The 12,359-nt window shown below is 59.6% G+C and carries 10 protein-coding genes; 9 read left to right on the top strand and 1 reads right to left on the bottom strand.

Annotated elements, in window-relative coordinates:
- Nucleotides 1–70: 70 nt before the first annotated feature.
- The 3 genes from NYR50_RS06310 (at nucleotide 71) to NYR50_RS06300 (ending at nucleotide 6,386) form a co-directional block, all read left to right on the top strand.
- Nucleotides 71–2,716 carry a mechanosensitive ion channel family protein gene (locus NYR50_RS06310; protein WP_418137117.1) on the top strand — a complete coding sequence of 882 codons (2,646 nt, stop codon included), beginning with the start codon at nucleotides 71–73 and terminating at the stop codon, nucleotides 2,714–2,716.
- Between the two features lie 164 nt (nucleotides 2,717–2,880).
- Nucleotides 2,881–5,394, top strand: a complete 2,514-nt coding sequence (locus tag NYR50_RS06305) for a GcvT family protein (RefSeq protein WP_418137116.1) — start codon at nucleotides 2,881–2,883, stop codon at nucleotides 5,392–5,394.
- 158 nt (nucleotides 5,395–5,552) lie between these two features.
- Entirely contained in the window at nucleotides 5,553–6,386 is an 834-nt protein-coding gene (locus NYR50_RS06300) for a response regulator (protein ID WP_174008540.1), read from the top strand.
- A gap of 15 nt (nucleotides 6,387–6,401) precedes the next feature.
- Here the strand turns inward: NYR50_RS06300 and NYR50_RS06295 are convergent, their stop codons facing one another.
- A complete protein-coding gene (locus NYR50_RS06295) occupies nucleotides 6,402–7,958 on the bottom strand; it encodes a phospholipase D family protein (protein WP_418137115.1) in 1,557 nt (518 codons plus the stop codon).
- A 156-nt stretch (nucleotides 7,959–8,114) separates the two neighbouring features.
- Between NYR50_RS06295 and NYR50_RS06290 the strand changes: the two genes are divergently transcribed.
- From NYR50_RS06290 to NYR50_RS06265, 6 genes are all read left to right on the top strand, one after another.
- Nucleotides 8,115–8,429: an ArsR/SmtB family transcription factor gene (locus NYR50_RS06290; protein WP_306018768.1), complete on the top strand. Its 315-nt coding sequence runs from the start codon at nucleotides 8,115–8,117 to the stop codon at nucleotides 8,427–8,429.
- Nucleotides 8,426–8,782, top strand: a complete 357-nt coding sequence (locus NYR50_RS06285; RefSeq protein WP_006315391.1) for an SRPBCC family protein — start codon at nucleotides 8,426–8,428, stop codon at nucleotides 8,780–8,782. The genes NYR50_RS06290 and NYR50_RS06285 overlap by 4 nt, the downstream gene beginning before the upstream one ends.
- A gap of 43 nt (nucleotides 8,783–8,825) precedes the next feature.
- A complete protein-coding gene (locus tag NYR50_RS06280) occupies nucleotides 8,826–9,434 on the top strand; it encodes an ATP-dependent Clp protease proteolytic subunit (RefSeq protein WP_418137114.1) in 609 nt (202 codons plus the stop codon).
- Between the two features lie 333 nt (nucleotides 9,435–9,767).
- Entirely contained in the window at nucleotides 9,768–9,914 is a 147-nt protein-coding gene (locus NYR50_RS06275; protein ID WP_418137113.1) for a hypothetical protein, read from the top strand.
- 93 nt (nucleotides 9,915–10,007) lie between these two features.
- On the top strand, nucleotides 10,008–10,382 hold the full coding sequence (locus NYR50_RS06270) for a hypothetical protein (RefSeq protein WP_418137112.1): 375 nt from the start codon (nucleotides 10,008–10,010) through the stop codon (nucleotides 10,380–10,382).
- A 112-nt stretch (nucleotides 10,383–10,494) separates the two neighbouring features.
- Nucleotides 10,495–12,321: a DNA cytosine methyltransferase gene (locus NYR50_RS06265; RefSeq protein WP_418137111.1), complete on the top strand. Its 1,827-nt coding sequence runs from the start codon at nucleotides 10,495–10,497 to the stop codon at nucleotides 12,319–12,321.
- The last annotated feature ends 38 nt before the right edge of the window (nucleotides 12,322–12,359 follow it).

Raw genomic sequence — 12,359 nt, 5'->3', positions numbered from 1 at the left:
CGCCTGATGCGGGTGGTTTTCCGCGCCACAGGCGCTAAATAGCCTGAAGCGGCGCAAAGAGACGAAAGGCATGGATGTGCGATTGATGTTCGGCGGATGGATGAATGGCGGGCGGGTGTTGCGCGGGCGAGCGGCCGCTGGTCGGCGAGGTGGCGGCCTGACCCCGATTCTGGCCGTTCTTTTTGCCCTCCTCAGCAGCCTCTGGGTGATGCCGGCCCTCGCGCAGGAAACAACGACGCCGGCAGCGCCGGGCGCCATCCAGGCCTCGACGGTCGAGCAGACGAGATCAGATCTCGAAAAATGGAAGACGGATATCGCATTCATCTCGGGGCAGGTGGAGGCGGGTGGACGCGACGACGTCCAGCTCGTCGACCTCAAGGGGCGGGCCGATGGCATCGCTGCCGATGCCGCAGCCGCCAATGCCAAACTTCGGGCGCGGTTGGACCAGATCAAGACCCGGCTGGATGCACTGGGTGCGGCGCCAGGCGAAGGCCAGCCGCCGGAAGCGAGCCTCGTCACGGAAGAGCGAAACCGGCTGACGGCGGAGCGCGGCGAGGTGAATGCCATGGCGGGCGAAGTGGAGGCTACCGCCAACAATGCCGCGCAGATTTCCAATAATATCACGGCGGTTCGCCGGGCGCTTTTTGCCGCCACCCTGTTCAAGCGCACCGAAGTTTCCGCCCAGACGCTGGGCGACGCATCCTCCGCCTTTCTGGCGGAGCTGACCAACCTCAACAATGCCTTCAGCAACTGGACGGCCTATGTCTGGAACTACAAGCGGTTGCCGATGTTCGGGGCCGTGATGCTGTCGATCATGGCGGCGCTGTTGTTTCTGGTCGGCGGTTACCGCTTTTTTGGCAGCCGCATGGACCGGCGCGCCTTTACGGGCGAGCCTTCTTATCTCAGAAGGCTTTCGGTGGCCTTCTGGTCAACCATGGTGCAGTCGCTGTCGCTGTTCCTGTTCCTCGTCACTTCGGCGTTCTTCCTCGATAATTTCAACGTATTGCGGTCCGACATAGCGCCGATCCTGTTCGGGGCGATGGCGATCACCGGTTTCGTTTATTTCGTCTCGCGGCTGAGCTATGCGATCTTTGCGCCGACGCAGCCGGAATGGCGCCTGCTGAAGGTATCCAACAAGGGCGCGCATACGCTGTCTTCGGCGGTGCTGCTGATGGCGCTGGTCAACGGTCTCGATTATCTGTTCGGCACGATCAGCGAGACGCTTTATTCGCCGCTGATCGTTACCGTCGCCAAGAGTTTCATCGCTTCCATCATCATCGGGCTCATTCTGCTCACCGTATCGTTCCTGCGGCCGATGATCGGCGAGGGACAGGATTACGACACCGGCAACCAGCGCCTGCCGCGCTGGCTCGTCATTCTGCTGCGGGTGGGTGGCCTCATCCTCATCGGCGCCTGCCTCACGGGTTATGTCGGGCTTGCACGGTTCCTCGCCACGCAGATCGTCGCGACCGGTGCGGTGCTGGCGACCATGTATATCGGCATTCTCTCCGGCAAGGCGATTTCGCGGCAGGGTGCCTTTGGCGAATCCCTTGCCGGACGTTATCTTGGCAGACGTTTCGGTCTCGGCCCGGTTGCGCTCGATCAGGCCGGCCTTGCTGCAGGGCTCGGCATCTATGTCGTGGCGCTTGCTTTCGGCGTGCCGCTCATCCTGTTTTCCTGGGGTTTCCAGCCGGGCGATATCGAAAGCTGGGCCTATCGCCTGCTGACCGGCATCACCGTCGGCAATGCCTCCATCTCGCTGATCGGCCTGTTCGGCGGCGTCCTTGTCTTCGCGATCGGCTATATCATCACCCGCTGGTTTCAGAAGTGGCTGGACAATAACGTCATGGCGCGGGGCCAGGTGGATGCCGGGGTGCGCAACTCGGTCAAAACAGGCATCGGTTATCTCGGCATTGCCGTTGCGGCCATCTTTGGCGTCTCTTCCGCCGGGCTCAATCTTTCGAGCCTGGCGCTGGTCGCTTCCGCGCTTTCGGTCGGTATCGGTTTTGGCCTGCAGAACATCGTCTCGAATTTCGTCTCGGGCCTCATCCTGTTGGTCGAACGCCCCTTCAAGGTGGGAGACTGGGTGGTGACCGGCACGACGGAGGGAACCGTCAAGCGGCTTTCCGTGCGCGCCACCGAAATCGAAACTTTTCGTGGCCAGTCGATCATCGTGCCGAATTCGGAATTCATCAATTCTTCTGTCGGGAACTGGACACACCGCAACCGCATCATGCGGGCGGAAATTCCGGTTTCCGTGGCTTATGATTCCGATCCGCAGCAGGTGATGGATATTCTGCTGGAGCTGGTGCGCGCCCAGCCGCCGGTGCTGCGCAACCCGGAGCCGCATGTGGAATTCCTGCGTTTCGGCGATTTTTCGCTGGATTTCGAGTTGCGTTTCCACCTTGCCGACCTGTCGAACGGGCTTGCGGTGAAAAATGCGCTGCGGATCGCCATCCTCCACCGTTTCCGCGAAGAGGGCATCGCCATCCCGTTCCCGCAACGCAACCTCAACATCCACGTGGAAGGCGACGCCAATCCGCAGATGCTGGCGGCGCTGCTTTCGGAAGAGGGCGACAAGGCCGTGGTGGGCCATACAGGGGCGGCTACTGCGCCGGGTCCTGGTGCAACGCCCCCGAAAGACGGACCCAAGAGGGACGACGAGGCGGCTCCCGCAAACGCCGCAACCGCCAAGACCCCCGGCAAAGGCAAATGATGATCAGCGACATGGCCTTGTCTGCGACAGCAATTTCTTCCCTGTCGCAGCACCCCATGGCCATGTCGCAATCAGGCGGCTGAACGGCAGGCAAGCGCTTCATATTCCTCCCATCCAATGTCGGCGGAATAAGGCGAGGCCGGCGCTTTTCAGGGGTTCTGTAAATGAAGACACATGCACGGGCGGTGGTGATCGGTGGCGGCGTTGTCGGCGTCTCGACGCTTTATCATCTTGCCAAAAAGGGCTGGAGCGACAGCGTTCTCATCGAGCGCAAGGAGCTGACCTCCGGTTCCACCTGGCATGCGGCAGGCCTCTTGCCGCTGTTCAACATGAGCTACTCGGTTGGCCAGATCCACAAATATTCCGTAAAGTTCTATGAGGAGCTTCAGGAAGAGACCGGCATGAATGTCGGTTTCTCGAAGGTCTCGAATATCCGTCTCGCCCGCACCAAGGACCGCTGGGACGAATATATGTATTATGCCGGCATCGCCGAGACCATTGGCGTGCGCGTCAACATGCTGACGCCGGAGCAGGTGAAGGAAATCTGGCCGCTCTGCGAAACCGATGGCCTGCTCGGCGCCATCCAGCACCCCGACGACGGTTATATCCAGCCCGCCGACCTAACGCAGGCGCTCGCCAAGGGCGCGCGTGACCGTGGAGCGACGATCTATCGCAACACGACAGTCACCGCCATCGAGCAGCTGGAAGACGGTCACTGGAAGGTGACGACGGACAAGGGCGAGATCATTGCCGAACATATCGTGTCCTGCACCGGCTCGTTTGCCCGTAAGACCGGCGAGATGGTTGGCATCGATATTCCGGTCATTCCGGTCGAGCATCAATATATCGTCACCGAGCCGCATCCGGCCATTCTCGAGCGCCGCCGTCAGGGCCTGCCGGAAATGGGCGTTCTGCGTGAATCGGACTCTGCCTGGTACATGCGCGAGGAAGCGGGCGGTCTGATCCTCGGTCCTTATGAAGTCGGTGCGCCGGTCTGTTATGTCGATGGTCCCTCCGACGACAGCGAATATGAGCTGTTCCAGGAAGAACTCGACCGCTTGATGCCGCATATCGAAACCGCGATGGTGCGCGTTCCCGCCTTCGGTGAAGTGGGCATCAAGAAGGTTTATAATGGCGCGATCGCCTATACGCCTGACGGTAACCCGATTGTCGGCCCCGCGCCGGGCCTCAAGAATTTCTGGCTGAACGAAGGCCATTCCTTCGGCATCACCGCTGCCGGCGGTGCCGGCTGGCAGCTGGCCGAATGGATCGTCGATGGTGAACCCACGCTCGACCTGATGGGCGTCGATCCGCGTCGTTTCGGACCGCATGCGACGGAAGGTTACCTCATTGCCAAGAACGAGGAAGCCTATGCCAACGTCTTCACCATGCATTATCCCGATGAGGAGCGTTCCGCCGCTCGTCCCTTGAAGACGACGCCGGTTTACGACCGTCTGAAAAAGCTCGGCGGCGTGTTCGGCTCCGTCTACGGCTGGGAGCGTGCCAACTGGTATGCGCCGGAAGGTTATGCGCTGCGGGAAGAAGACCTCGGCGTTGGCGCCGATGTCATCACCAGCCACAATTACGCGCCGCCGCTGGATGACGGCCGCATCGTAGAGAAATGGTCGTTCCGCCGCTCGAACTATTTCGAACATGTCGGCAACGAGGTGAAGAACGTCACGAACAATGTCGGCGTGCTTGATATGTCGGCCTTCGCCAAGATGGAGGTTTCCGGACCCGGCGCGCGCGCCTGGCTGGACAGCATTCTGGCCAATATCGTGCCGAAGAAGCGCGGCCGCATTGCGCTGACACATCTTCTGACGCCGAATGGTGGCGTGAAGGTTGAGTTCACTGTTTATGAATGGGCGCCTGGCCGGTTCTACATGGTTTCGGCAGGCGGTCTCGAAGCGCATGACCATGACGTGCTGCGCCGCCTTGCACCCACCGACGGTTCCGTGGTGCTGCAGCCGATCACCCAAAAATACGGCGTGCTGGTGCTGGCCGGTCCGAAGTCGCGAGATCTGTTGAAGAAGCTGACCCGCACCAGCCTCGAGAACAAGGATTTCCCCTGGCTCACCGGCAAGCAGATTTCCGTTGGCGTGGCGACGGCGCATGCGCTGCGCGTCAACTTCGTCGGCGAACTGGGCTGGGAGCTGCATCATCCGATCGAGATGCAGAATTACATCTTCGACCGGCTGATGGAAGCGGGTGCGGAATTCGGCATCAAGCCGTTCGGCATCCGGGCCATGGTGTCGATGTCGCTCGAAAAGTCCTATCGCAACATGGGCCGCGAGCTTTCGGTGGAATATAACGCCTATGAATCCGGTCTCGACCGCTTCCTGCGGCCGGAAAAATCCTTCATCGGCCGTGATGCGCTGGTGGCCTACAAGGAAGCCGGGCTGAAATCGGTGTTTTCGACGCTGACCGTGTCGGGCAATACGGATGTCGATGCCCGCGGGTCGGAAGCGATTTCGGATGAAAACGGCGTTCTTGCCGGTCGTGTCACCAGCGGCGGTTTCGGTTGGCGTATCGGCAAGTCGATTGCGCTTGCCATGCTCAAACCGGAATATGCGGCGGTTGGCACAAAGCTGAAGATCCGCATTCTCGGTACGCTTTATGATGCCGAAGTGGTGGAAGAAAGCCCGTTCGACACGGAAAATGCGCTGCTGCGCGCATAAGATCATTCCCTCCCAAAGCTGGAATACGGCCCCTCGCGGGCCGTATTTCCGTTTAGGTAAGCATATGCCCGCATTCCTTGCCGGCAAAAGTGCTATTAATGATTCTGAAAAATGAGCCTGATATGTTTTCCTCACATACGATTGGGGATCGGGGCAGAATGAATTTCCTGGGCATTACGGGCATGCAATATTCGGGCGTGCCTTTTACCAACAACCGCATTTTACTGGCGGAAGACAGCAATGTGTTCACCCAGATGGTGAGCATGCGGCTCAATGAGATGCTGGGTGTTTCCGTGGAGGTATGCCGCTCGTTCGAAGAGTTGCAGGCCTGTTACGAACATTCGCCCGAGCCGGTGACGCTCGCCATTTCCAACATCAACCTGCCGGGGGCGGAAAAGGGTGAGGCGCTGGAATATCTGATCGATCTTTCGATCCCGACCATCGTTTTCACCAGCACCTTTCACGAAGCGACCCGCGAAACGCTGATCGCCAAGGATGTGGTGGATTATATCCTGAAGGACAATGTCTTCGCTGTGGACATGCTGACGGAATCGGTCTGTCGGTTCCTCACCAACCACCGCCACCATGTGCTGATCGTCGATGACAGCCCGACGGCGCGGGCGCTGCTGTCGAGCCGCCTCAAGCGTTATAATTTCCGCGTCAGCCTTGCCGATAGCGGTGCGAAGGCGCTCGAAATCCTCAAGGCCAATCCCGATATCGGTCTTGTCGTCACCGACTATAACATGCCCGATATTGACGGTTTCGAACTGACGCGGCGCATCCGCACCGTGCGCGGATCGCATGAGCTGCGCATCATTGGCGTGTCGTCCTCCACCAACCGGCTGCTTTCGGCGCGGTTCCTGAAGGCGGGCGGCAATGACTTCATGCTGCGGCCCTTCATCGACGAGGAGTTCTATTGCCGCGTCAATCAGAACCTCGATACGCTGGTGCAGATACAGCTGGCAAAAGCGGGGATAAGGCCAGCGGCCTGAGCCTGGTTTTCCCCGTCAGAGCTGCGATTCAAGCGGCAGGAAACGCATGATGCCGGCGACGATCCGCCGGCTGATGGCCGCGTCGGGTTCGCGCCGGTAGATTTTGGGCTGCCCCTGTTCTTCCGTCATCCAGACGATGCGGTTGGCGCTGTCGATATCAAGTTCGAAGCTCATCGTGCGGCGGATTTCTTCGGCGAATATCTCGTCCATGCGGGCCACCAGCGGGGCTGAATTGAACACTACGCCCATTTCCGTATTGAGCGAGGCGGAGCGGGGATCGAAATTGAGTGAGCCGATATAGCCGGTCTCGCCATCGCGGGTGAAGGCCTTGGTGTGCAGGCTTGCCTGTCCCGAACCGCGCAGGGTGAAGCTGCCCTGATCCGCCTGCGAACGCAATTCATGCAAACGTACCCCGCCGGAGAGGAGCGGTTTCCGGTAACGCGCATAACCGGCGTGAACGGCGGCGACATCGGTTGCGGCCAGCGAATTGGTGAGGATGGCGAGCGACACGCCGCGTTCGGCGAGATCGAGAAAAATCTCCACACCCTGTTTACCGGGAATGAAATAGGGAGAAGTAATGTGCAGGCTTTCTCCCGCCGCCTGCATCAGCGGCAACAGGCTTTCCATCAGGAAATTATGGCCCTTGCGGCGTTTTCCCGCCGCTTTTTCGGGCGGATCGGCAAGCACATCTGCCGTATCGACCCAGTGCAGGCGGTCCGACATCAGGAAATGATCACGACCATATTGGCTCTCCACCCGCTCCAGATAGGGTCTCGCGGCTTCGCTTTGCGGCAGGGCGTCCAGTTCGCGCCGCAGTTTGGCAAGTTTGTTCGGTCGGCGCGCCAGCAGCGAGCGTACCGGCACGGAAACGGCGCTGTTCCAGTAATCGTCGAAGATTTCGGTGGCGTCGGCAACGATCCCGCCGAAACCGAGAATGTCGAAATCGTGGAAATTCGCCCGTTCGGCGGCGTCGAAGTAAGCGTCGCCAATATTTCGGCCGCCGACGATCACGGCGCGGCCATCGGCAATCCATGCCTTGTTGTGCATGCGCCGGTTGACGCTTCGAAAGCGCAGTACCAGTTCGAGGCTGCGATGCAGGATGTTTTCCCGTGCCCGGGTGGGATTGAACAGGCGAAGTTCGATATTGGGATGGCTGTCGATGGCATGGAAGATGCGGTCTGACATGGAGACGCCGAGATCATCGAGCAGCAGCCGCACCCGCACGCCGCGATCAGCGGCGGCGATGACCTCGCGCATCATCAGCCGCCCGGTCAGGTCGGCATTCCACATGTAATACATGAGATCGAGGCTGCGCCCGGCGGCCCGCGCCGCCGCCACACGCACGGCAAAGGCATCGAGGTTGGAATGTAAGAGGCAGAGTGCATTCTTCTCGTTCCAGCCGTTTCTGATCGATTGCCAGTGCCGGTCCAGCGCCGTTTCGTCTTCGGTAACCGGCAGGGCGGTGGAGGGGCGTTTGGGAATGGCCTTTTCCCGCTGTTTGCCGATGACGACGAACAGGCTCGGCCCAATAAGCATGAGAAGAATGATGATGAAGACCGTAAATGCAGTCACTGTTTTTTGTCACTCCCGGCCCGAAGATTATCAGGCGGGATACAAACGCGCGAGGGGGATAAAGCGTTCACCACAGCAGATGCTGGAGTGACAAAAAAATCCGGCTTCAGCATCAGAGGACTTGTGAATGACATAAGTACGTGCTTATGTGTTGTCATGACAGAGAATGATATTTTCCGAGCGCTGGCTGATCCAACGCGCCGTGCCATTTTTGAGAAGCTGGCGGATGGCGCCATGAACGCTTCCGCCCTGCGTGAAGGGATCGAGATCAGCCAGCCGGCCATGTCGCAGCATCTTTCGGTACTGCGCGGGGCGGGGCTCGTGGTGGAGAGGCGGCAGGGCCGTTTTGTCAATTACGAGGTTGATCCGGACGGGCTGACGCGCATCGCGGCATGGCTCGACAAATACCGCGCCTACTGGCCGCAGCGTATCGACGCACTCAAGCTCTTGCTGAAGGATATGGATCAATGAACAGGCAGATACCCAAAGTGCCGGATGCCATCGAGCTTGAATATGATCTGGACGAGCCGCCGCAGAAGGTGTGGCGGGCGATCAGCATTCCCGCCTTTCGGGAACACTGGTTGCCGAAGGAGGCCTTGGCGCAGCCCGAAGCGATCAAGGTCACGCCTGGACAGGAAGTCTGCTACAGGCTGCGGGAGGACACGCCGCCATTCCTGGAAAGCACCGTGACGTTCCAGATCGCGTCGAATGACCGTGGCGGCACCAGTCTGCGTATTATTCACGACCTGCCCGCCATCAAGTCCGGCCGGATGACGAAGGCTGCTGCAAACCACAACGGTTCGCCGATCAAGCTCGCGGCCTGATCCGGCACGTTTCCCAACATTTTCAAACGACAGGAGTTCGCCGATGCGCGAAGCGATGCAACTCGTCCCTATGGTAGTCGAACAATCCTCAAGGGGAGAACGGTCTTTCGACATCTATTCCCGCCTGCTGCGGGAAAGGATCATTTTTCTCAACGGTGAGGTCAACGATACGGTGTCCGCGCTGGTCTGCGCGCAATTGCTGTTTCTCGAAGCGGAAAACCCGAAGAAGCCGATCCACCTCTATATCAACTCGCCGGGTGGCATGGTGACCAGCGGTTTCGCCATGTATGACACCATGCGTTACATTCGCGCGCCGGTGCATACGCTCTGCATGGGCACGGCCCGTTCGATGGGGTCGTTCCTGCTGATGGCGGGTGAGCCGGGCACGCGGGCGGCGTTGCCCAATGCCAGCATCCTCATTCACCAGCCTTCCGGTGGCTTCCAGGGGCAGGCGTCGGACATGCTCATCCATGCCGAAGAGATCAGGCAGACGAAACATCGCATGACACGGCTTTATGCCGAGCATTGCGGGCGCAGCTACGAAGAATTCGAAACCGCGATGGATCGCGACCGCTTCATGACGGTGCAGGAGGCTCTGGAATGGGGGCTGATCGACCGCATTCTGGAAGTGCGAGAGGATGCGGCGGCATAGGGCTGGCCTATTCGGATTTCCTGCTGATATTGGCGCCGGCCGGCAGCACTTCCTCGATACTCGACGTCATCCTTCGGCTTGTCCCAAGGATCTGACCACATCGCCTAAAATCAATACGTTGCAGATGCCCGGAACAAGCCCGAGCATGACGGAAGAGAGCCTTTGCACGTCCTCAGTGATCTGAAGGTCGTTCGACGCACTGCCCCGCCGGAAACAATGGGGATGATCAGTGAGAAATGTAACCGAATACTGGCCACTCCCGCTCCAACGGATATCGCGCAGGTCGCGAAGGATGCTCGTCGGATGGCCCGTCGCCAAGGTAGGGAAGTCCGAATGTCGGATGTGCTTTCAGTTGTGCCAGTGGCCGCACCCATCGGCGACGATGAGCTTTGGTCAGCATCTGTGCATGAAGCCGGTCACGCGATCGTCGGTGCCGTTCTGTCCGTGGCCGAGATCGAGATGATTGTCGTAACGAGATAGGCCAGCCATAGAGACGCGAGTATCGGGCACGTGCAATGGCGGCGGAGCTACACACCAAATCGAAGCCGCCAGTCCTATCTGGACGAGATTGCGATGCTGCTGGGCGGAATGGCAGCCGAAGAAGTCATCCTTGGTGATGTTTTTGATGGTTCCGGCGGCGTTGCTGGATCCGATCTGCAGCGAGCTTCGGATATTGCTACGATTATGCTCGCAAGTCTGGGGCTGGAATCACTCCAATACTGTGATGTCTCAAGCTCCAAGGAATTGGAACAACTGCGGCGTGATGATCCTGTTCTACGGCGGAGGATCGAGCGGTTGTTAGAGGCGGGGCTACTGAGAGCGACGATGATCATCCAAGCTCGGAGGCAGGAGGCGGAAGAGATTGCGCGAGCCATCGTAAATCGCGGCGTGGTTCGGGGATGTGAGGTGATGCATATCGTTTCTAGGCCAAAGGGTGGATTAGGGTGATCCACGCTGGCATGTGTCGAGATCTCGTGCCTCCAAATATTCTTTCAAGTCAACAAAACTGTCGCCGCACCCACGTTGTGTTGCTACTATTGATTCAATGTATGGGGGAATCATGAAGCAGACAGCTATCGACCTTTATTCCGGCTGCGGCGGCATGTCGGCAGGCGCCTGCGCTGCGATCCCTGATCTCGAAGTCAAATGGGCTCTGGACATCGACACCGATGCAACCCGAACCTTCCGCAATAGCCATCCCGATGCCCTGGTCGACTGCTGTGATGTATCGCTTGTCTCCGCAGCCGACGTGGTCGAGCGCGCCGGGATCGAACAGATCGACTGGTTCTTTGCGGGTCCGACCTGCCAGGCGGTGAGCACGATGGGCGTGTTCCATCTCGATGACCCGCGCAACGCTCTGTTCGTTCACTTCATCAGACTTCTGGACGGGTTCACCGCCGTCGGGCGCAAGCCGCGGCGCGTCATCATGGAGAATGTCCCCGGCGTGGTCTACGGGAAGAACCTCGTCATCGTGAAGGAGCTTTTCAAGCTATTCGAGGACAGGGGATACAACGTTTTCGCCGATGTCGTGAACATGGCCGACTATGGCCTGCCGCAGCTCCGCAACCGCTTCATCCTTGTTGCCACAGTTGACTCCATTCCGGCAAACTTCCCGATTCCGACACACATCCCTGACGCGTCCGGCGAGATGCCTGAATATGTCAGCGTCCACGAAGCCCTCTCAGATCTCTTCGATTCTCATACGGATACGTCTGCAGTAGCTACACTGGTGGCGGCCGAATCGCTCACTCCGTTTCAGGGCTTCGTCCGCGATGGGGCTGGCAAGGCTCCCAACCATCACTGCTACACTCTTTCCGAGATCAACAAAAAGCGAATTTCCAAGGTTCCTCAAGGGGGCTGTTGGAAGGACATTCCCCCGGAGCTTCTTCCCGATAGGTTTCGCCGGGTCCGTCTAACCGACTACGCGACGCTGTATGGACGTCTGCATGAGGCGTCTCCCGCCTATACAATTTCGGCTGGCTTCGGCAACGTCACTTCAGGGTGCTTTACACATCCGATCCATGACCGCGCGCTTACCGTACGTGAAGGTGCCCGACTACAGGGTTTCAAGGATTCGTTCGAGTTCTTTGGAGCCCGCGACGCGCAGTATCGGCAAGTCGGCAATGCCGTTCCTCCGTTATTCATGATGCAACTTGTCAGCCATCTTCTGGCGGGAGGTGCCGAAGGTGTCCCAGCCAGGATAACTTCCGAGGTGATCGCCAGCGGACGCAAGCTTCCCCCGATGGTGAAGCGCTACATGAACAAGAAGAACGACTCCGAGCGGTCGCGCGACGGATATGGCAGTGGAACATACTGGCCAGTAGGATGGGGCGAACCGATTCCTGCCGGTGCCGTGGCCGCGAACGGATACCGCTTGAGCAACACGAAGCTTCGGTACCGCAGGCGGGACGAGTGGCGCGCCTCCCGCGACAAGTTCACCGATCAGGATCTCGTCGCCGTCTACGAGGAACAGCAGCGCCGCGGCATCGGTGCCGCAGGCATGATTGCGCTGCCCCTGACGAAGGAAGGCGACGTCGACGCGATCGACCGGGCGATCGTCCAGCTTCTCGCCGTCGTCGGATCGAAGCCGGGCCAGGTCGAACTCGACATCCCTGTTCGCTACCTCCGCTCACGCCTGAAGCTGCTGCACGACCAGCTTTCCGAGCGGCGCGTCTCGGACCTTCCCCCACTGACGATGCCGGAGGATGGCGCTGCTGTCCTGCTCGGAAGCGACAACGGAACGTTCCGTCTCGCGCGGCTGACATTCGAGGACACGGACATGTCGCCGGAAGCATCGCTCAAGGCTCCGCATCTTGTGCTCCACCCGCAGCCGGCGCGCCAGAAGGGCAGGGGCAAGTCAGCGGAGGACGACCTGCGCTACCAGTAGGGTCTCGGGGCAGGCTTCGGTTGGGGATCTGAAGGGGA

Source organism: Agrobacterium sp. El2ro-1b, assembly GCF_048298475.1.
Lineage (GTDB): Bacteria > Pseudomonadota > Alphaproteobacteria > Rhizobiales > Rhizobiaceae > Agrobacterium > Agrobacterium fabrum.
Note: the sequence above shows the minus strand (reverse complement) of the source record. Positions and strands in the feature narration are given on the sequence as shown.

What these genes read in the sequence shown, in the direction of transcription:
- NYR50_RS06310 (WP_418137117.1), top strand. Translation starts at nt 71, where the DNA reads ATGGATGTGCGATTGATGTTCGGCGGATGGATGAATGGCGGGCGGGTG.
- NYR50_RS06305 (WP_418137116.1), top strand. Translation starts at nt 2,881, where the DNA reads ATGAAGACACATGCACGGGCGGTGGTGATCGGTGGCGGCGTTGTCGGC.
- NYR50_RS06300 (WP_174008540.1), top strand. Translation starts at nt 5,553, where the DNA reads ATGAATTTCCTGGGCATTACGGGCATGCAATATTCGGGCGTGCCTTTT.
- NYR50_RS06290 (WP_306018768.1), top strand. Translation starts at nt 8,115, where the DNA reads ATGACAGAGAATGATATTTTCCGAGCGCTGGCTGATCCAACGCGCCGT.
- NYR50_RS06285 (WP_006315391.1), top strand. Translation starts at nt 8,426, where the DNA reads ATGAACAGGCAGATACCCAAAGTGCCGGATGCCATCGAGCTTGAATAT.
- NYR50_RS06280 (WP_418137114.1), top strand. Translation starts at nt 8,826, where the DNA reads ATGCGCGAAGCGATGCAACTCGTCCCTATGGTAGTCGAACAATCCTCA.
- NYR50_RS06275 (WP_418137113.1), top strand. Translation starts at nt 9,768, where the DNA reads ATGTCGGATGTGCTTTCAGTTGTGCCAGTGGCCGCACCCATCGGCGAC.
- NYR50_RS06270 (WP_418137112.1), top strand. Translation starts at nt 10,008, where the DNA reads ATGCTGCTGGGCGGAATGGCAGCCGAAGAAGTCATCCTTGGTGATGTT.
- NYR50_RS06265 (WP_418137111.1), top strand. Translation starts at nt 10,495, where the DNA reads ATGAAGCAGACAGCTATCGACCTTTATTCCGGCTGCGGCGGCATGTCG.